This is a genomic window from Mycolicibacterium sp. SMGY-1XX, assembly GCF_059132455.1.
In genome coordinates this window covers 5,327,762-5,345,416 of sequence record NZ_CP101139.1, presented here as the reverse complement: position 1 = coordinate 5,345,416, position 17,655 = coordinate 5,327,762, and the positions used below count along the sequence as shown (strand labels likewise).

Annotated in this window: 18 protein-coding genes; 8 read left to right on the top strand and 10 right to left on the bottom strand. The window is 66.1% G+C overall.

Features of this window, described 5'->3' with window-relative positions:
* Positions 1 to 59 precede the first annotated feature (59 nt).
* Genes NL241_RS25535 through NL241_RS25525 form a run of 3 tightly spaced genes read right to left on the bottom strand, consistent with a single transcriptional unit; the run spans position 60 to position 2,277 of the window.
* Positions 60 to 749, bottom strand: coding sequence for a Crp/Fnr family transcriptional regulator (locus tag NL241_RS25535; RefSeq protein ID WP_487693285.1), 690 nt, complete (start codon positions 747 to 749; stop codon positions 60 to 62).
* On the bottom strand, positions 746 to 988 hold the full coding sequence (locus NL241_RS25530) for a ferredoxin (protein WP_487693286.1): 243 nt from the start codon (positions 986 to 988) through the stop codon (positions 746 to 748). Before NL241_RS25530 ends, NL241_RS25535 begins: the two co-directional genes overlap by 4 nt.
* On the bottom strand, positions 985 to 2,277 hold the full coding sequence (locus tag NL241_RS25525) for an NADH-ubiquinone oxidoreductase-F iron-sulfur binding region domain-containing protein (protein ID WP_494398388.1): 1,293 nt from the start codon (positions 2,275 to 2,277) through the stop codon (positions 985 to 987). Before NL241_RS25525 ends, NL241_RS25530 begins: the two co-directional genes overlap by 4 nt.
* A 53-nt stretch (positions 2,278 to 2,330) precedes the next feature.
* Here NL241_RS25525 and NL241_RS25520 point away from each other — a divergent pair, with 53 nt between their 5' ends.
* Positions 2,331 to 2,804, top strand: coding sequence for a hypothetical protein (locus tag NL241_RS25520; RefSeq protein WP_487693288.1), 474 nt, complete (start codon positions 2,331 to 2,333; stop codon positions 2,802 to 2,804).
* Between the two features lie 8 nt (positions 2,805 to 2,812).
* Here NL241_RS25520 and NL241_RS25515 read toward each other — a convergent pair whose 3' ends face one another.
* From NL241_RS25515 to NL241_RS25500, 4 genes are read right to left on the bottom strand one after another with little or no spacing between them, the layout of a single operon-like run.
* A complete protein-coding gene (locus tag NL241_RS25515) occupies positions 2,813 to 3,709 on the bottom strand; it encodes an alpha/beta fold hydrolase (protein ID WP_487693289.1) in 897 nt (298 codons plus the stop codon).
* Complete coding sequence (locus NL241_RS25510; protein WP_487693290.1) at positions 3,706 to 4,098, bottom strand: Rieske (2Fe-2S) protein; 393 nt, start codon at positions 4,096 to 4,098, stop codon at positions 3,706 to 3,708. The genes NL241_RS25515 and NL241_RS25510 overlap by 4 nt, the downstream gene beginning before the upstream one ends.
* Before the next feature lie 2 nt (positions 4,099 to 4,100).
* On the bottom strand, positions 4,101 to 5,237 hold the full coding sequence (locus NL241_RS25505; RefSeq protein ID WP_494395386.1) for an amidohydrolase family protein: 1,137 nt from the start codon (positions 5,235 to 5,237) through the stop codon (positions 4,101 to 4,103).
* Positions 5,238 to 5,250: 13 nt separating this feature from the next.
* A complete protein-coding gene (locus NL241_RS25500) occupies positions 5,251 to 6,354 on the bottom strand; it encodes an amidohydrolase family protein (RefSeq protein ID WP_487693292.1) in 1,104 nt (367 codons plus the stop codon).
* Between the two features lie 220 nt (positions 6,355 to 6,574).
* Between NL241_RS25500 and NL241_RS25495 the strand changes: the two genes are divergently transcribed.
* The gene (locus NL241_RS25495; RefSeq protein WP_494395385.1) at positions 6,575 to 7,750 is read left to right on the top strand and encodes an acyl-CoA dehydrogenase family protein; all 1,176 of its coding nucleotides are present in this window, start codon (positions 6,575 to 6,577) and stop codon (positions 7,748 to 7,750) included.
* A gap of 318 nt (positions 7,751 to 8,068) precedes the next feature.
* Complete coding sequence (locus NL241_RS25490) at positions 8,069 to 8,527, top strand: hypothetical protein (protein ID WP_494395384.1); 459 nt, start codon at positions 8,069 to 8,071, stop codon at positions 8,525 to 8,527.
* A 249-nt stretch (positions 8,528 to 8,776) separates the two neighbouring features.
* On the opposite strand, the gene NL241_RS25485 is transcribed toward NL241_RS25490, so the two are convergent.
* Genes NL241_RS25485 through NL241_RS25475 form a run of 3 tightly spaced genes read right to left on the bottom strand, consistent with a single transcriptional unit; the run spans position 8,777 to position 11,252 of the window.
* A complete protein-coding gene (locus NL241_RS25485; protein WP_487693296.1) occupies positions 8,777 to 10,147 on the bottom strand; it encodes a cytochrome P450 in 1,371 nt (456 codons plus the stop codon).
* Positions 10,148 to 10,159: 12 nt separating this feature from the next.
* The gene (locus tag NL241_RS25480) at positions 10,160 to 10,351 is read right to left on the bottom strand and encodes a ferredoxin (protein ID WP_487693298.1); all 192 of its coding nucleotides are present in this window, start codon (positions 10,349 to 10,351) and stop codon (positions 10,160 to 10,162) included.
* Between the two features lie 40 nt (positions 10,352 to 10,391).
* Positions 10,392 to 11,252 (bottom strand): mycofactocin-coupled SDR family oxidoreductase, encoded by an 861-nt coding sequence (locus NL241_RS25475; protein WP_487693300.1) that lies wholly within the window; start codon positions 11,250 to 11,252, stop codon positions 10,392 to 10,394.
* A 357-nt stretch (positions 11,253 to 11,609) separates the two neighbouring features.
* Between NL241_RS25475 and NL241_RS25470 the strand changes: the two genes are divergently transcribed.
* The 5 genes from NL241_RS25470 to NL241_RS25450 all read left to right on the top strand — a co-directional run bounded on the left by NL241_RS25470 (position 11,610) and on the right by NL241_RS25450 (position 17,649).
* Positions 11,610 to 13,109, top strand: coding sequence for an aldehyde dehydrogenase family protein (locus NL241_RS25470; protein ID WP_494395383.1), 1,500 nt, complete (start codon positions 11,610 to 11,612; stop codon positions 13,107 to 13,109).
* Positions 13,110 to 13,274: 165 nt separating this feature from the next.
* Positions 13,275 to 14,483 (top strand): CaiB/BaiF CoA transferase family protein, encoded by a 1,209-nt coding sequence (locus NL241_RS25465; protein ID WP_487693302.1) that lies wholly within the window; start codon positions 13,275 to 13,277, stop codon positions 14,481 to 14,483.
* Between the two features lie 28 nt (positions 14,484 to 14,511).
* Positions 14,512 to 15,687: a Zn-ribbon domain-containing OB-fold protein gene (locus NL241_RS25460; protein WP_494395382.1), complete on the top strand. Its 1,176-nt coding sequence runs from the start codon at positions 14,512 to 14,514 to the stop codon at positions 15,685 to 15,687.
* Complete coding sequence (locus tag NL241_RS25455) at positions 15,684 to 16,850, top strand: thiolase C-terminal domain-containing protein (RefSeq protein ID WP_494395381.1); 1,167 nt, start codon at positions 15,684 to 15,686, stop codon at positions 16,848 to 16,850. The genes NL241_RS25460 and NL241_RS25455 overlap by 4 nt, the downstream gene beginning before the upstream one ends.
* Positions 16,840 to 17,649 carry an MlaE family ABC transporter permease gene (locus NL241_RS25450; protein ID WP_487693305.1) on the top strand — a complete coding sequence of 270 codons (810 nt, stop codon included), beginning with the start codon at positions 16,840 to 16,842 and terminating at the stop codon, positions 17,647 to 17,649. Before NL241_RS25455 ends, NL241_RS25450 begins: the two co-directional genes overlap by 11 nt.
* The last annotated feature ends 6 nt before the right edge of the window (positions 17,650 to 17,655 follow it).

Below are 17,655 nucleotides of genomic sequence, written 5' to 3'. Positions count from 1 at the left end.
CCGCTTTGGAGAATCACGTTATCAGTGGCTGTGGGTCGAATCCAGGGCCGTGGGGGAGATCAGCGCGCCCGCCGTGCCAACCGCGGCCGGTCGAGGATCAGCACGGTCTTTCCCCGGATCTGGATCCAGCCGCGCTCGGTGAACTCGCCGAGTGCCTTGTTCACGGTTTCGCGCGACGAGCCGACCAGTTGCGCGAGTTCCTCCTGAGTGAGGTCGTGCAGAACGCGGATCGACCCGTCCGGCCCGTCGATGCCGAAGCGCACGGCCAGCTGGAGCAGCAGTTTGGCCACGCGGCCCGGAACGTCGGTGAACACCAGATCGGTGACACAGTCGTTGGTCTCGCGCAACCGGCGCGCCAGCACCCGCAGCAACTGCTCACCCGCTTCGGGAGCGGCAGCGATCCAGGTGCGCAGCGCCTGCCGGTCGATCGACACCACGCGCACCGTGGTCAGCGCGGTGACCGTCGAAGTCCTGGCCCCGAAGTCGAATACCGACAGTTCGCCGAAGACCTCGGAGGGGCCCAGGACCGCCAGCAGGTTCTGCCGGCCGTCGGCGGTGCGCCGCCCGACCTTCACCTTGCCCTCGACGATCACGTACATGCAGTCACCGGGTTCACCTTCGGTGACGATGACGTGTCCGCGCCGGAACTCCACCGGGGAGAGCCGACGGGTGAGCGCGGCCAGTGTCGGTCGCTGTACACGGGGAAGGCTGTCGGGTTGCTCGAGCACCGAGGCCGTAGGGGTGGTCATGTCCGGCCGAGCGTCGATGTGGCTGCTGTGTCCGACGGCATCGCGATGATCGCGTGCACCGGGCAGTCCAGCAGCGCCCGGGTCACCGCGTCGCGGTCGGCCTCGGGGATCCGGCCGTTGCCTTCCAGCGAGGCGTAACCCCAGTCGTCGAGGCTGAAGTACTCGGGGGCATGCTTGGCGCACAGCCCGAATCCGTCGCACAGCGTCCGGTCCAGGCGGATGCGCATACCGTCGCTCATTTCGTCTCCACCTCGAACGGCCGTTCGGCGCGAAACATGCTGTCGGCGCATGTTTCACAGCTGTTCTCGAGGTGGCGGGCCACCTCTGCGGGGAATTTGCGCAACAGACTGGCGGCGGCGTTGGTCGCCGCGTCCAGGGTCGCGCATGCACCGCGCCCCCGCAGAACCACCGACCAGCGCTCGAGCCGGGCCAGGTCGTCGTCGGCCGCCACGCCGTCGCGCAGGGCGACGCCCACCGCCGCCATGGCGGCGGTGCCGTTGAAACACGACCCGCACTGGCCCGCGTTCTCGCGATCGAAGTAACTCAGCACCGAGGCGGCCACCGCGACCGGGCATTCGTCGGTGAGCAACGAGATGGCCCCGCACCCCAATCCGCTGTCGAGCCGGCGCAGGTTCTCGTGATCCACGGTGACGTCGAGGATCTCGGTGTTGAGCAGGCCTGCGAAGTAGCCGCCCATCAGGACACCGCGCACCGACTCGGCGGATACTCCGTGCACCGCCAGCAGATCGCTGAACGCGATACCGAAGGGCACTTCGTAGAGTGTCGCCGGCCGTCCGCCTCCGGTGAGCGTCACCAACAGGGTGCCCGGTGAGGCCGACGTCCCCGCCGCCCGGTACTGCTGCGCGCCGTGCCGGTGCAGGTACGGCAGATTGGCCAGAGTCTCCACATTGCTCACCATGGTGGGCAGCCCGCCGACACCCTCTTCGAACGGCCGCGGTGGCTTGTCTGTCGGTTTGGCGGGCCCGCCGTTGATGGCGTGCACGGCCGCGGTCTCCTCACCGGCCACATACCCGGGTTCCACCACGCGAACGCTCACCGTCACCCCGTCGAGCATCGTGCCCCCGAGCTCGCTCAGGGCGTGTTCGACAGCCTGGGCCGACGATGGGTCCGCCACGTACACGTGCGTGTGTTCGGCACCCACCAGCCGCGCCGCGAGCCGCAGTCCGTCGAGTACCAGGTGAGGCCGGTTGCGAAGCAGCCAGCGGTCTTTGATCGACGCCGGCTCACCTTCTTCGCCATTGGCGACGACGACGGTCGCCCGGCCCTGCTGCCACGCGCCACGCACCGTGCCGACCTTCACCCCGAGGGGGAAAGCGGCGCCACCGCGGCCCACGATGCCCGACAACTCGACCGCCGACAGCAAGCCGTCGATATCGTCGAGTGCCAGGTAGCCGTCCGCGGCGCGATAGGTCGCGAGATCCTCCGGCCCGGGGCCGGTGCGCAGCAGGCGCGGTGTCAGCTGCGGCCATGCGGCGACGGCGATCTCGGCGGGGCCGGCGAAGTCCATCGCGGCGGTCATGGGTGCCTCCTCACGTGCAGCCGGCCGCTACGCTTGCGCGCATGCGTACGGCGGTGGTGCGAATCGGTGTCGATCCCTGCGGCGACCTGACCGCCGAACAACTGCGTTCCGGCATGGCCGCGCTGGCCGACCTGGCGCGCACCGCGGGAGCCGGTCTGGTGGACACCGACCTCTCCGGCGTGCCGGCCAGCCGGCGTGAGGTCGAGCTGCTGATGACCGGACCCGACCCCGACGAGCTGCAGCGCGCGGCGATGGACCTGTGCGCCAGAGCTTTCGACAGCACGCCGGTGGCGGGTGTGGTCACCTACATCAGCCGGGGCACCGACCACGACGCGCTCGGGGTGTTGGCCGGCTTCGGCCTCACCGGCCGGATCGAACGCACCGACGGCCCCGACGGCTGGGACATCGTCGACGTGACCCTGCGGGAGCAGGATCTGGAACGCATACCGGAGAGCCGCATCCACACCGCGCTGGAGGCGTCGCTGAACTGCGAGGTCCGCATCCACACGCAGTAGCTTCACCGTCAGCGCCCCAGGAAATCGAGGATGGCCGGCGCCGCCTGCACCCAGGTGTCGAACATGTTGAACCGCTTGACTTTTCCTTGCGCACGCTTTTCCCCGGCGCGCTCCCAGGCATCCTCCGGCCACGGTGGGTCGATCAGGGTCGAGCCCTTGATCAGGCAGCTCACCTCCAGCGATGTCCGCTTGGGATGGTCGAGGTCGTTCTCCCCGCCGCGGATGATCAGGGTGGGCACGGTGATGTTGTCGAACAGCTCGTCGTCGACACCCGGGATGGTCTGGCCGGGCTTGGAGACGAAGGCGTTGAGCCAGCGCAACATCAGCTTGAGGAACTCGTCGGGATCCTGGGCCAGGATGCGGTCCCGGTTCACCGGGTTCTCGGCCGCACGTTCCTTCCATTCGTCGATGTGGGCCACGGCCTTCATGCCGGCGCCGCGCACGGCGAGGATGCTCGGCACGATGTAATACGAGCCGAGGACAAACGAGCCGTACACCCCACCGACGATGTTCCACACCACCAGTTTTCGGACGATCTCGGGGTAGAGCATCGTCGTGAGCATGGAGTCGCGGGCCCCACCGGAGCCACCCGCCAGGATGCACGGGCCGATGTCGAGCCCGGTGATCAGCTTGTAGAGCGTCTCGGCCCGCATGTGCGACTCACTTTGGCCGTAGAACTGCACGTCGGACTTGCCGCAGTTCGGCCGGTCCCACAGCAGCACGCGGTAACCGCCCTTGACCAGCTCCTGAGCCAGCGGCCGAAGGCCGGGGATGTCTTTGCTGAACCGGCCGCCGGGCGTCAGAGCGATGAAATCGCCCTGTTTGCCCAAGATCTCGTACACGACCTGGCCGCCGTTGATCTCGAAGCTCTTCTCGCCGCGCTTGAGCTCCAGACTCGCAGTCATGCCATCACCAGCACTTCGTTGTCGACGACCCGCACCGGGTAGGTACGGATACTCCATTCGGGTTTCACGGCAGTGGTGCCGGTGGCGAGTTCGAACCCCCATTGGTGCCACGGGCAGTAGATGTACTCCAGATCGCGCACCATCACCGCGTCACCGGGCACCGTCTCGTCGACGATGTTGCGGCCGCGCGCACGGCCCGCGCACAGCGGGCCGCCCTCGTGGGGACAGTAATTGGCGATCGCGTAGAAGGTTCCGTTGACGTTGTAGACGCCCACCCCGTGGCGCCCGATCGGCACCACTTTGTGGGCACCGGGGGGGATCTCGTCAACCGTGGCGACGACGTGTTCCCGCCCCTGGGCGAGCCGGGGCGTCGTGTTGTCTGTGCTCATCCCTAGAAGACCCGCACCTGTCCTTCGAGCACCGGCACGGTGTCGGGGAGCTTGTAGGTCTCGATCCCGTTGCGGAACATGATCGCTTCACGGGCATGCTGGGGCAGGTGCTTGACCAGCCAGCGTGGGTCGTCGAACGTCCAGTGCGGATAGTCAGAGCTGTACAACAGGATCTTGTCGCACTCCATCCATTCGAACGCCCTCGACAGCTCGGTCTTGTCCTCGGGGTAGTCCAGCGGTTGAGTGCTGAACTTGATGTGGTCCTTGACGTACTCGGACGGTTTGCGCTTGATGTCCAGTCCGGACTTACGTTTTTCGTAGATGGCGTCCATGCGCCACATCAGCGGGAGGATCCACGTGAACGCGTGCTCGATGAACACGATGCGCAGGGTCGGGTGCCGATCGAAGGTACCGTCGAAGATCAGGCTCATCACCTGGTTGGCCGCCAGGAGTGAGTAGGTGACCATGAAGTCGTGGTTGTAGCTCGGCAGCCCCACCGGGGGGATCGGAAGTGTCTCGTAGACACCACGACTCAGGTGGCAGCTGACCGGCATGTCGTACTTGGTGGCCGCCGCCCACACCTGGTCATAGACCGGGTCGCCCCAGGACGGCCGCGGTTCGGCCTTGATCAGGATCTGCGACATGAACGGGTGTTCGGCCCACTTCTCGATTTCCCGAACGGAGCTCTCCGGATCCTCGATGGCCACGCAGATGGAGCCGCGCCACCGTTCGTGCCAGTTGTTGTGGCTGTCCAGCCAGTTGTCCGCGAGCCAGGAGTTGGTGGCGGTGCAGTAGGCCGCGGTGGCCTCGGCCAGGCGGCTCTCCCCATGGGTGGGCTCCAGGATGGCGATATCGGAGCCGGCCTCCATGATGAGCTGCCGCAGTGCCATATCGGGGTCACTGCACGCGAATTCGCCGTCGGGTGGGAAGCTGTCCACCCGCATGGCATAGGAGTGGGCGTAATCGGGGGCGTCATAGTAGATCTGGTCGCCCACCGGGTGGTTCAGGAAGTACTTGCTACGCCAGGGCTCGGGGATGTAGTCGATCAACTGGCCGCGTTTGGGCATCGGGTGGACATCGGAGTCGACGCACCGGACCGCGATGCGTTCGGTGGGTGTCGATCTCGAGGTGAAGGTCATCGTGATCTCTTTCCTACTGCGCGACCAGGCCCGCTGGGACATCGATTCCGTACAGCTCGGCGGCATTGCGCCAACAGAGTTTGTCGCGCTGCTCGACGGTGTAGCTGCTGGGTACGGTCAGCTGGTTGGCATCCCAGTGCGGATAGCTGGAACCGAACATCGTCATATCGTCCTTGCCGGTGAAACCTGCCCATTCACCGGCGAATTCGACGTCACCGGGTCCGTCGAACAAGCCCTGCACGAAGTAGGTGTGGCCGGGTAGGTAGTCGCTGGGCATCTTGGGTGCCCACGGAGTCTGTTCCAGGTGCGGGCGGCCGAAGCAGTCCATCCGCCAGATGAACGGGGTCAACAGGTCCGCGGCGCCGTCGGCCCAGACGAATCTCAACGACGGTGTCCGTTCGAACACGCCTTCGGCGATCATGTTCATCAGGTGATACAGGTAGTTCAGCGCCATGAAGCTCAGGTACTGCTCGTAGGTCCTGGTCTTGCCGGACGGTGTGGGCGGGAAGGCGATACCTGCGCCCACCTCGATGTGCACGGCCACAGGGAGATTCGCGGCGGCCGCGGCCTCCCACAGCGGCCAGAACTGCGGCTTGCCGTACAGTTCGCGAGACTGCAGTGGGATACCGATCTGCACCACCCGGGGATGGTCGGAGTACTTCGCGATCTCGCGGAGGGCCCCGGTGATGTCGTCCGGATTGACCCGCAAGGTACCGCGGAACCTGCTGCCGAACTCCTCGTGTTCGAGCCAGCGCGTCACCATCATGTCGTTGTGTGCCGAGGCGATCGCGGTGCCGAGGTGGCGGTCCGGCATGATGCCGCGGGTCATGGGGTGCAGAATCGCGATGTCGACACCACGGTTGCCGAACAGCTCTTCGGCCACCAACTCTGGATCCGAACCCGGGTATTGGCGGTCCGGGCCCATGCTGCCCTTGACGTATTCACCGCCCGGCGCCCCGTACCAGTCCATCTCGTAGTCAGGGAAACCGCGGCTGCGAAACGGTTCCCGCATGAACGTCTGCCGCAGGTCCTTGTTGGACTTGCAGAAGATGTGGACGCTGGCATCGATGACGGGGATCTTCGAGACGTTCCCCGTGCCGTCCGGCAGTTCGATCATCGGACCCGTCCCGGCGCTGCTGGGCGCGACGATGCGAAGCCACAGTCGGACATGTGATCCATGATACAACCTCGTTCTTCAACAGCAAGAATGGAATTCTCATACCGTTCGGCCGGACCCTCGGAGCTGGTCTACCCTCCCGAATGTACGACGCGCGAGATCGTGATTCCAACTTTTGAAGAATGCTATTCTCCGATCACGACGAGCGCCGAGGAGAATCGTGCAACTCACGTTTGACGCCGATGTCGAGGAGTTCCGCGCCGAGTTCGTGGCCTTCCTGGATGAACACCTGCCGCCCGAGGCCGAGACCGCCGAGCGCCCCCAGTCGTGTTCACACATCCCGGAGTGGGCCCGGCGCTGGCAGCGGCTGCAGTTCGACCACGGCTGGCTGCTGCCCGGCAACCCGCCCGAGTACGGCGGCCGCAACGTCTCGGTGGTGCAGCAATACGTGCACCAGGAGGAGCTCTCCCGGCGGCGGATCTACCACAGCTTCAACCCGCAGGGTGTCGGCATCGTCGCGGCGTCGATCCTGTCCTTCGGCACCGAGGAGCAGAAGCAGCGGTGGGCGGTGCCCATCCTGCGCGCGGAGATGACGGCCTCGGTCGGTATGAGCGAACCGAGCTCCGGCTCGGATCTGGCGTCACTGCGCACCAAGGCGGTGCCAGACGGCGACGACTTCGTGGTCAACGGCCAGAAGGTCTGGACCTCCGGTGCGCATCACGCCGATGTGCTGCTGACGCTGGTGCGTACCGACCCGGATGTGGCCAAACACAAGGGGATCAGCGTGCTGCTGATCCCCACCGACAGTGACGGTCTGGTCCGCCGGCCGTTCGCCACGATCTGCGATCAAGACGATCTCGATTTCAACGAAGTGTTCTTCACCGACGTCCGGGTGCCCCAGGAGAATCTCGTCGGGCCACTCAACGGCGGGTGGAAGGTCGCCAACGGCGCGCTGGGCCACGAACGGACCATGATGTGGATCCAGTTCGCCGACCGGCTGCACAATCTGATCCGCGATTTCCATCCCGTCGACGAGCTGGACCGCGACCGTTACGCCACGCTGGTGATGGACCGGCAGGCATTGCAGTTGATCGGGTCCCGGGCCATCGCGGGTGCCGCCCGCGGCGAGGATGATCTGGGCGCGATCGCGGTGCTCAAGGTGCTGGGCTCCGAAGCCGAGCGCGAAGCCTCCGAATACGCCTTAGCCGCAGCCGGTTCCGACGGGCTGGCGCACCCGGCCACCACGTCGCCCTACGCACCCTACGACCTGGATTATCTGTCGGCCAGCTGGTTCGAACGGTATGCCCGCAGCTTCGGCGGCACCATCGCCGGCGGCACCTCGGAGATCCAGCGCAACATCATCGCGACGCGCGTGCTGGGTCTGCCGCTGAGCTGAGGCCGAGATTGCACAATTGGTCGTCGATCCACAGGGATCGCCGCCACTCACGCAATCTCGGGGCCGGAGAACCAATCGTGTCGTGGCGTTCGGCGACTGTCCATCCATGCCACTTCCTTTTCTTGCAACCGAAGCGCTGAGCGCCGGCGTGCTGACCCGCGGCCGGCTCAGATGGAACTACCGCGCGCTCTATCCCGGTGTCTACGTGCACAAGGCGCAGGTGGTCACACTCACAGACCGCATCTACGGCGCATGGCTGTGGTCGGGGCGGCGCGCCATCATCGCGGGCCGGGCCGCAGCGGCCCTCCACGGAGCGCTGTGGGTCTCTGCGCAGGCACCGGTCGAATTGATCTGGCATGTGGCCGCCCTCCAGCGGGCATCATCGCCCGCAATGAGCGCATCAGCGATGCCGAGGTGGTGCAACAGCGCGGGATGTCCGTCACCAGTGAGGTCAGGACCGCCCTGGATCTGGCACGGTTCCTGAAACGTGTGGAGGCCGTTACGCACCTCGATGCGCTGGGCCGTGCGGCCGGATTGGCGAAACTGCCGATTCCGGAACTGGCACAACGGTATCCAGGAGCGCGCGGTGTGGCGCACGCTGTTGACGCAATCGACCTGATGGACATCGGCGCTCAGTCACCGAAGGAAAGCTGGCTGTGGCTCGTCCTCATCGACGCGGGGTTGCCGCGCCCCCGGACGCAGATCAGGGTCAGCGACGGGTTCAACATCGCATACCTCGACATGGGGTGGGAAGAGCCCAAGATCGGTGTCGATTAGGAGGGACAACACCATCGCAACGAGCGGCCCACCTACGTCAGCGACATCGGGCGCTACGACATGATCGAGCGTCAAGGTTGGCATGACTTACGCGTGGTGAAGGAACACAGTGCACGCTATGTCGTTCACCGAGTGGTCGAGGCGTTCACCCGCCGGGGATTCGACCACCGAAGCCTGCGTCGTCGAGATTGCGCTAGGGCTGCGCAACGCCGGCAGTCACAGCCCTGTCAGCAATCTCGGGGCGGGAACTCAGTCGATGACGGCCGCTTCTTTGCGCTCGGTGATGGGCCGGGCCAGCTCCTGCTCGTTGCAGATGCGCTGCAGCTTCTCGATCGTCTCGTCGAGGCCCGGTCCCAGCTTCTCACCCGGGGTGAACGTCGCAGGCAGATTACGCATGCCCTGGATGACGCCGATGGTGTCGTAGTGCACGGTGCCCTCGGGATCGCACACGTAATCGGGCATCCGGTCCAGCACCGCGGTGAGCATCGACTTGAACACGGTGCGCGCCACGTTGGAACCGACGCAGCGGTGCACACCGATACCGAAGCTGAAGTGCCGGTTACCCTTCCGGTCCAGCACGATCTCGTTGGGCCGCTCGAACACCGACGGATCCCGGTTGGCCATCGCCCAGGACAGCCACAACCGCTCGAACTTCTTGAAACGCTGTCCCTCGACCTCGACGTCATCGGAGAATGTCCGCCCGTCACCGGGTGCGGGGGTGAAGAAGCGCAGGAACTCTTCGGTGGCCGGATGCAGCAGCGTGGCCCGCTCCCGCGACAGCCGCTCGCGTTCGTCGGGGTGCTCGCCCAGCCATTCCAGCGCGTGCGCGGTCAGCGCGGTGGTGGTGTCGAAGCCGCCCCCGATCACCAGGCCCAGATTGCCCAGGATCTCCATGTCGGGTGCGGGCTCACCGTCGATCCTCAACTGCAGCAACGCGTTGACCAGGCCGGGACGCGGGTTCTCCCGGATCTCCATCATGTTGTTGATGAGGTCGATCCCCATGTCGCGGTGCTGCTCGTTGATCTTCTCGCGATCGGGAGAGTGCTCCGGGGTGTACACCGAGGCGTGGGTGGGCTCGCTGTAGACGTTCCACTTCTTGAGCTCGATGCCCATCATGGCGAGGGTGAACACCGCGGGCACCACGTTGGCCAGGTGTTCGACGAAATCGATGTGCCCGGACTCGATGTGTTCGTCCAGTGCGGCGCGGGTGATCTCGTCGACGAATGGTTCCCACCGTTTGATCGCCGCGGGCGACAGATACGGGTTGAGCGCGCCGCGGTACTGGCTGTGCTCCGGTTCGTCCATCTCGAGGATCCCGCCGCGAACCACGGTGGCGCGGCTGGCTTTCGGAATGGTGATGCCCTTGTACGGGGTCTCCCCGGAGATGTCGTGGTGATTGGACACCACCGGGCAGCGGGCCAACTCGAAGACATGCTTGCTGTCGGCGGCCACCCAGTGTCCGTCGTAGACATCGGTCCACGCCATCGGGCACTTGGTGTGCATCTCTTCGGTGATCTTGTCGAACTGGACGCGATACTCCGGAGTGTGCCGATCGAAGTGGTAGGTGTTCTTCTTGCGATCGTCGTCGGTGGTGTCGGCCGAGATGTGATCGGTGGTCAACGTCTGGGTCCTCTATTCCAGGATGATGGCTTGTTCCGGGCACGATTGAGCGGCCTCGCGGACGGCGTCCTGCTGGTCGTCGGGAACGATCTCGTTGACGGCGCTGGCATGCCCGTCGACGTCGTCGAGCTCGAAGGAGTCGGGGGCGATCATCGAGCACAGGGTGTGCCCCTGGCACTTCGCGCCGTCAACCCAGACCTTCATCGTCACTTCCTTCCACACCGAAAGATGTTGTGCACCAGTGCTAGACGTGGTAGTCGTACCACTTGAGGTAGCCGCCGGCGTCGACGCGCAGTTGCATGCCGGTGACGAAGCGGGACTCATCCGAGGCCAGCCACAGCACCGCGTTGCTGATGTCCTCGGGTTCGATGTACGGAACGGGCATGGCCTGCTGCACGCCGAAGGCCAACTCGGCGTCAGCGCGGGTCGGGTGATCGAGGTCGGGGCGGAACGACCGGTACATCGGTTCGCTCTGCAGCATGTCGGTGTTGCAGTTGGTCGGGTGGATCACGTTGGCGCGCATACCCCGCACGGCCAGTTCCGTCGCCAGATCGTGCACGTACTGCGAGATGAGGCGCTTGGAGGTCATGTAACCCATCCCGCCGGGGTCGGCGCCGGGGCGGTCCTTCTTCGACGCGTCCATCAGCGCGGCCGCCGATGCGGTGGCGATGATCGAGGCGCCCTCCTTCAAGTGCGGCAGCGCCACCTGGATGGCGTTGATGGTGCCGACGAAGTTGGTGTTTATGCCGTCGGTCCACGCCTGCATCGCGGGAGTGCCCTTCATGGCGGCGATTCCGGCCTGGGCCACCACGATGTCCAGGTGGCCCAGCTCGGCCACACCGTTGTCCAACGCGGTCTTGAGCGCGGCCGCATCGCGGACGTCGGCCTGGGCGATGACGGCCTTGCGGCCGGCCTTCTCGACGAACTGTGCCGTCTCTTCCAGGTCTTCGGGGGTGGCCAGAGGGTAGCCCACGGTGTCGATGTCGGCGCAGATGTCGACGGCGATGATGTCGGCACCTTCTTCGGCGAGGCGGATGGCGTGGCTTCGCCCCTGCCCGCGCGCGGCGCCGGTGATGAATGCGACCTTGCCCTCAACACGGCCCATGGATGTCCCTTTCGTTGTCAGCGAGCTGGTGATCGTCGGAGAGGCCGTGCGGGAGGGGGCCGGAGTATGTGGCCACGCAGCCGTGATGGCGACCTCGTATACGAGGCCGGCTTCGGGGGGCGACGGTCTCCGGCATCAAGAACATCCCTTTCGATTATGAGAACCGTACTCTCGCCGCCGTAGGTCCCGCAAGGTTTGTGAACGACCAGTCTTGAAATGCGCGAATACTCCGCACCCTATCGATCTGCGGCTTTGACAGGGCCGTGTTCGGCCTGCTTAGTTTCTTGAGTTCTCGTGTGGCGAATGTAAGATTCGCGCATTATGAGAATCGAGTTTTCAACTCGACGAGGAGGGTGAATGGGATCGGCGGAGACAGTCGCGGGCAGTGACACGGCTACCGACACGACGAGGCGTCCGGCGGATCGCCGGCTGCTGATCAACGGGGAGCTGGTGGACACCGGGCGGACGTTTCCGAGCCGGAATCCCGCCACCGGCGACGTACTGGGCTACGCGCCCGATGCCGGCGTCGCCGACGCGGAGGCGGCCGTCGCCGCGGCACGGCGGGCTTTCGACACCACGGACTGGTCGACGAACGTGGAACTGCGGATCCGCTGCCTCGAGCAACTTCACCAGGCTTTGGTGGATCACCGCGACGAGCTCGGCCAATTGACCACCGACGAGGTGGGTGCCACTCCGGCACTGCTCGCCGGGGCGCAGCTGGATCAACCGGTGGCCATCGTCAAGTACTACGCCGATCTGCTGAAGACCTATCCGATGACCGAGGACCTCGGCAACATCGAGAGCCGCGGCATGCAGCATCACCGGTGGGTGGAGAAGGAAGCCGCCGGCGTCGTCGCGGCGATCATCGCCTACAACTACCCGAATCAGCTGGCGCTGGCCAAGCTCGCACCCGCACTCGCGGCCGGCTGCACCCTCGTTCTCAAAGCCGCGCCCGACACACCCCTGGTCACACTGGCTCTGGGGGAGTTGATCGCCCAACACACCGACATCCCGGCCGGCGTCGTCAATGTGCTCTCCGGAGCCGACCCCGAAGTGGGGGCCGTGCTGACCACCAGCCCGGACGTCGACATGGTGACGTTCACCGGTTCGACGCCGACGGGCCGGCGAATCATGGCCGCCGCCAGCGACACGCTCAAGCGGGTCTTCCTCGAACTCGGCGGCAAGTCGGCGGCGATCGTGCTCGACGACGCCGACTTCAACACCGCTGCGGTGTTCTCGGCGTTCAGCATGGTCACCCACGCCGGCCAGGGCTGTGCGCTGACCTCCCGGCTGCTGGTGCCGAAGGCCCATCACGACGAGATCGTCGAACTGATCAAGACGAACTTCTCGTTCGTGCGGTACGGCGATCCGAACGATCCCAAGACCTACATGGGGCCGCTCATCAGTGAGAAGCAGCGCGACAAGGTCGACGCGATGGTGCGCCGCGCGGTCGAGGCGGGCGCCACCTTGGTCACCGGTGGGGAGAAGAAAGATCCCGGCTACTTCTATACGCCCACGCTGCTCACCGACGTCGACCCGGACGCCGAGATCGCGCAGGAGGAAGTCTTCGGGCCGGTGCTCGTGGTGATCGCCTACGACGGGGACGACGACGCAGTGCGTATCGCCAACAACTCCATCTACGGCTTGTCGGGGGCGATCTTCGGCAGCGAGGAGCGGGCGCTGGCCATGGCGCGGCGCATCCGCACGGGCACCTTCTCCATCAACGGCGGCAACTACTTCAGCCCCGACGCGCCGTTCGGCGGATACAAGCAGTCCGGTATCGGCCGCGAGATGGGCGAGGCCGGACTCGAAGAGTTCCAGGAACGCAAGACGTTCGCCACGGTGGTTGCTTCATGAGTGGGCCTACCGCGAGCCCCGAGGAGGAGCGAGCAATGAGTGGGCCTACCGCGAGTCGACCGATGCGGGGCGAGGCACGAGCCCCGAGGAGGAGCGAGCAATGAGTGGGCCTACCGCGAGTCGACCGATGCGGGGCGAGGCACGAGCCCCGAGGAGGAGCGAGCAATGAGTGGGCCTTTGGACGGGATCCGCGTCCTCGAAGTCGCGATGTACGGGTTCGTCCCGTCGGCGGGTGCGGTGCTGGCCGAATGGGGTGCCGATGTCATCAAGATCGAGCACGCCGTCACCGGCGACCCGCAGCGCGGGCTGCGCCAGACCGGGCCCCTGAAAGTGGAGGGCGACCCGAACCCCAACATCGAGCACGCCAACCGTGGCAAGCGCAGTGTCGGCCTGGACATCTCGATTCCCGAGGGCCGGGAGATCCTGCTGGAACTCGCCCGTCGTTCGGATGTGTTCCTGACGAGTTTTCTTCCGGGGCACCGCAAGAAGTTCGGCATCGACGTCGACGACATCCGTGCGGTGAACCCCGACATCATCTACGCCAGGGGCAGCGCGCTCGGCCCGCGGGGCATCGAGGCGGAGAAGGGCGGGTACGACATGACGGCCTTCTGGTGCCGGGCCGGTACCGCCGCCACCATCACCCCGCCGGGGCTCGAAGGCATGATCGGCCCGCCCGGGCCGGCCTACGGTGACACCATCTCCGGCACCAACCTTGCCGGCGGCATCGCCGCAGCGCTGCTCAAGCGCGAACGCACCGGCGAACCGTCCACCGTCGACGTCTCACTGCTGGGCAGCGGGCTGTGGGCCATGGGCCACACCATCGCCTTGACCTCGCACCTGCACGAGCGGCTGGTCGCGCAACCGCCCGGGGTGCACGGTTCCCCGATCAATCCGCTGGTGGGGGTGTATGCCACGAAGGACGACCGCTACATCTCACTGGTGATGATGCAGCCGACCAAGTTCTGGGCCGACGTGTGCACGCACATCGACCGCGAGGATCTGATCGACGACCCTCGCTTTGCCACCGCGCAGTCCATCGCCGAACACACCGCAGATGCCGTCGCAATCCTGCGCGAGGTGATCGGCAGCCGCACCCTGCCGGAATGGAGCGAGCGCTTCGCCACCCTGGCCGGGCCGTGGGCGCCGGTGCAGGACACCCTGCAGGCAGCCGAAGACGCCCAGATCCGGGCCAACCAATATCTGGTCCAGGCGGGAGAACTCGAGTTGGTGGCCAACCCGGTCCAGTTCGATGTGAGCGCACCCAGCACCGGACCCGCCCCGGGGTTCGCCGAACAGACCGACGAGGTGCTCGAGGAGCTGGGCCTGGACTGGGACCGCATCATCGAGCTCAAGACTGCCGGCGCCGTCACCTAGAACACGACAACGGACCAGAGACCAGCCCATGCCATTCATCGCCGCGATAGGCACCTACCTGCCCTGCTGGGGGTGTGATGCACGTCGCATTGCCGGTGACGATGAGGACGCGATCACTCTCGCGGTGGAAGCCGGACGTGCCGCGCTGCGCGGCGGCGCCGCGGTCGAGAACGTCGTCCTGGTGACCCGCGATCTGCCCCTCACCGACAGCAGCAATGCCGCGGTGTTGTTGGCGGGTCTGGGGCTCGACCCCGAACTCGAGGTCGCCGAACGGCTCGGCGGGGCGCCGGCGGCACTGGACGCGTTGAGCTCGGCCCGGCCGCGGACCATGATCGTCGGGGTCGACCTCGACCCGGCAGGGGCGGCGGCGGTCATCACCGCCGACCGTGGATTGAAGGTCCGCACCGCGGCCCGGGTGGCGCGCAGCCTTCCGGTACGCACACGCAACGCCAGTGGCGCGGTTCATGATTACGGTGATCCGCGCCTGCTCCACGAACGTGGCCTGGTCGCGTCGTTGGAGGCGGCCTGGCTGGACACTCCGGTGGCGGTCGCCGGGGTGGAGCACAAGCAGGCCGTCGACCTGTGCCAAGGGGTTCCACCACTGCTGCCCACCCACGGTGCCAGCGCTGGCTTCTTCGCGCTGGCACATCTCTCCGAGGCTGGGACGACGGGGCCGTTGGTGGCCGTCGAACAGGCCAGCTTGTCCGGTATCACCGTCGTGGGCGGCGTGGCGCCCACGTTCCGGCAGGAACCCTCCGCCCGCCCGCAACCGGAGACCTGCTACGCCGATGACGCCGACATCCCGATCTCGCTGGCGGCCTACGAGCGCGCCTTCGAGGCCAAGACGCGGTGGGAAGCCGGCAAATTTGCTGAAAGTGAGCATCTGGACTTCCCGCCACGGTACCGTGTGGCGCAGGACGGTGCGCTGGCCCGGGATTACGAGCTGGTGGCGCTGCCCCGTACCGGAACGGTGTATACCACTGTCTCCGTTCATATTCCGGTTCCCGGGCTGCGCACTCCGTATGACTTGGTGATCGTCGAACTCGATGGGGTCGACGTGCGCGCACTCGTGAAGTCCACCGGCGCCGCACCTGATTCGGTGAACATCGGTGACCGTGGCCGACTTGTTTTGCGCAGAGTGGCAGTGCGATCGGGAGTTCCGGATTACGGTTATGCCTTCCAAGTGGAATCGGAGGCAGCGTGAGACGGGCAGCCATCGTCGGTGCCGGCATGACGCCGTTCGGTGAACACTTTGCGTTGGGCATCAAAGATTTGCTGCCGATGGCGTTCGCCGACTGCGCCGCGAGCGTCGACAAGGGTGTGCAGAAGGCCGATCTGCAAGCGGCGTGGTTCGGCTCGATGGGTACCACCGACGGATTCCCTTCCGGCATCCTCGCCGACAGTCTGGGCCTGCCCGACCTGCCGGTCACGCGGGTCGAGAACTCCTGCGCCACCGGCAATGACGCGGTGCGCAACGCAGTGTTCGGGATCGCGTCGGGTGCGTATGACGTGGCGCTGGTGATGGGCGCGGACAAGCTCCGCGACACCACGTCGAAAACCATGCTCTGGGAGTGGGAGGCCATGACCCGGGACATGGCGTGGGACTACCCGCTGGGGCTGGTGGCGCCGGCCGGATTCGCGCTTCACCTCAACCGCTATCTCCACGAGTCACCGGCCACGCGTGAGCACATGGCGATGGTCGCGGTGAAGAACCACCGCCACGGAGTGACGAATCCGAAGGCGCGGTTGCGTTTCGAGATCACCGTCGAGGAGGCGCTGGCGGCGCCCACGGTGGTCACCCCGTTCGGCGTCTACGACTGCGCTCCGCAGAGCGACGGCGCGGCCGCGGTGATTCTGGCCGCCGAGGACGTGGTGGACCGCTTCACCGCCCGCCCCGTCTGGGTGCGGGGAGTCGGGCTGGGCCTGGACTCGGTGATGCATCAACACAAACGGGACATGACCACCTTTCCGTCCACCGTGCGGGCGGCCAAACAGGCCTTCACCATGGCGGGGCTCACGCCATCGGACATCGATGTCGCCGAGGTGCACGACTTCTTCACCGGCGTGGAGATGATCAGTTACGAGGATCTGGGCTTCGCCAACCGTTTCGAGGCCTACAAGCTGCTCGAAACCGAGGTCACCACCGTCGGCGGTGCATTGCCGGTCAACCCCAGCGGGGGACTCAAGGCCAAGGGGCATCCGCCGGGTGCCACCGGCGTGGCCCAGTGTGTGGAGCTTTTTGCGCAGCTGCGCGGTGAGGCGGTCAATCAAGTGGACGGAGCGCGAATCGCTCTGGCGCACAACATCGGCGGTCCGACCGCTGTCTCAGCGGTGACGATTCTGGAGGGGCCCGGCGATGGCGAGTAAGGGAGCCGAGCGGTGGTCGCCGGGGATCGGGCGGATCCAGAACCTGTCCGGTCCGATGCAGGCCGTCGGCGGGTTGTTCTCGATGTCGTCCGACGCGGTGAGGTTCGTGTTCCGGCGGCCGTTCCAGTGGCGGGAGTTCCTGGAGCAGTCGTGGTTCGTGGCCAAGGTGTCGCTGGCGCCGACGCTGCTGGTGGCCATCCCGTTCACCGTGCTGGTGAGCTTCACGTTGAACATCCTGCTGCGCGAGCTCGGTGCGGCCGACTTGTCCGGGGCGGGTGCGGCTTTCGGTGCGGTCACCCAGGTCGGCCCGCTGGTGACGGTGCTGATCGTGGCCGGCGCCGGGGCGACGGCGATGTGCGCCGACCTGGGGTCGCGGACCATCCGCGAGGAGATCGACGCCATGGAGGTGCTGGGCATCAACCCGGTGCAGCGGTTGGTGACCCCGCGGATGCTCGCCTCCGGGCTGGTGGCGCTGCTGCTCAACAGCCTGGTGGTGATCGTCGGCATCCTCGGCGGCTACATCTTCTCGGTGTTCGTCCAGGACGTGAACCCGGGTGCGTTCGCGGCCGGGATCACCTTGCTCACGGGTGTTCCCGAGGTGATCATCTCCTGTGTCAAGGCAGCGCTGTTCGGGCTGATCGCCGGACTGGTTGCCTGCTATCGCGGACTGACCATCACCGGCGGCGGAGCCAAAGCGGTGGGTAACGCCGTCAACGAGACAGTGGTCTACGCGTTCATGGCGTTGTTCGTGATCAACGTCGTGGTGACGGCCATCGGCATCCAGATGACGAACGGCTGAGAGGCG

Bases quoted from the DNA above. Each gene is read 5' to 3' on its own strand.
- NL241_RS25535 (WP_487693285.1), bottom strand. From the start codon at position 749: ATGACCACCCCTACGGCCTCGGTGCTCGAGCAACCCGACAGCCTTCCC.
- NL241_RS25530 (WP_487693286.1), bottom strand. From the start codon at position 988: ATGAGCGACGGTATGCGCATCCGCCTGGACCGGACGCTGTGCGACGGA.
- NL241_RS25525 (WP_494398388.1), bottom strand. From the start codon at position 2,277: ATGGACTTCGCCGGCCCCGCCGAGATCGCCGTCGCCGCATGGCCGCAG.
- NL241_RS25520 (WP_487693288.1), top strand. From the start codon at position 2,331: ATGCGTACGGCGGTGGTGCGAATCGGTGTCGATCCCTGCGGCGACCTG.
- NL241_RS25515 (WP_487693289.1), bottom strand. From the start codon at position 3,709: ATGACTGCGAGTCTGGAGCTCAAGCGCGGCGAGAAGAGCTTCGAGATC.
- NL241_RS25510 (WP_487693290.1), bottom strand. From the start codon at position 4,098: ATGAGCACAGACAACACGACGCCCCGGCTCGCCCAGGGGCGGGAACAC.
- NL241_RS25505 (WP_494395386.1), bottom strand. From the start codon at position 5,237: ATGACCTTCACCTCGAGATCGACACCCACCGAACGCATCGCGGTCCGG.
- NL241_RS25500 (WP_487693292.1), bottom strand. From the start codon at position 6,354: ATGATCGAACTGCCGGACGGCACGGGGAACGTCTCGAAGATCCCCGTC.
- NL241_RS25480 (WP_487693298.1), bottom strand. From the start codon at position 10,351: ATGAAGGTCTGGGTTGACGGCGCGAAGTGCCAGGGGCACACCCTGTGC.
- NL241_RS25475 (WP_487693300.1), bottom strand. From the start codon at position 11,252: ATGGGCCGTGTTGAGGGCAAGGTCGCATTCATCACCGGCGCCGCGCGC.
- NL241_RS25470 (WP_494395383.1), top strand. From the start codon at position 11,610: ATGGGATCGGCGGAGACAGTCGCGGGCAGTGACACGGCTACCGACACG.
- NL241_RS25465 (WP_487693302.1), top strand. From the start codon at position 13,275: ATGAGTGGGCCTTTGGACGGGATCCGCGTCCTCGAAGTCGCGATGTAC.
- NL241_RS25460 (WP_494395382.1), top strand. From the start codon at position 14,512: ATGCCATTCATCGCCGCGATAGGCACCTACCTGCCCTGCTGGGGGTGT.
- NL241_RS25450 (WP_487693305.1), top strand. From the start codon at position 16,840: ATGGCGAGTAAGGGAGCCGAGCGGTGGTCGCCGGGGATCGGGCGGATC.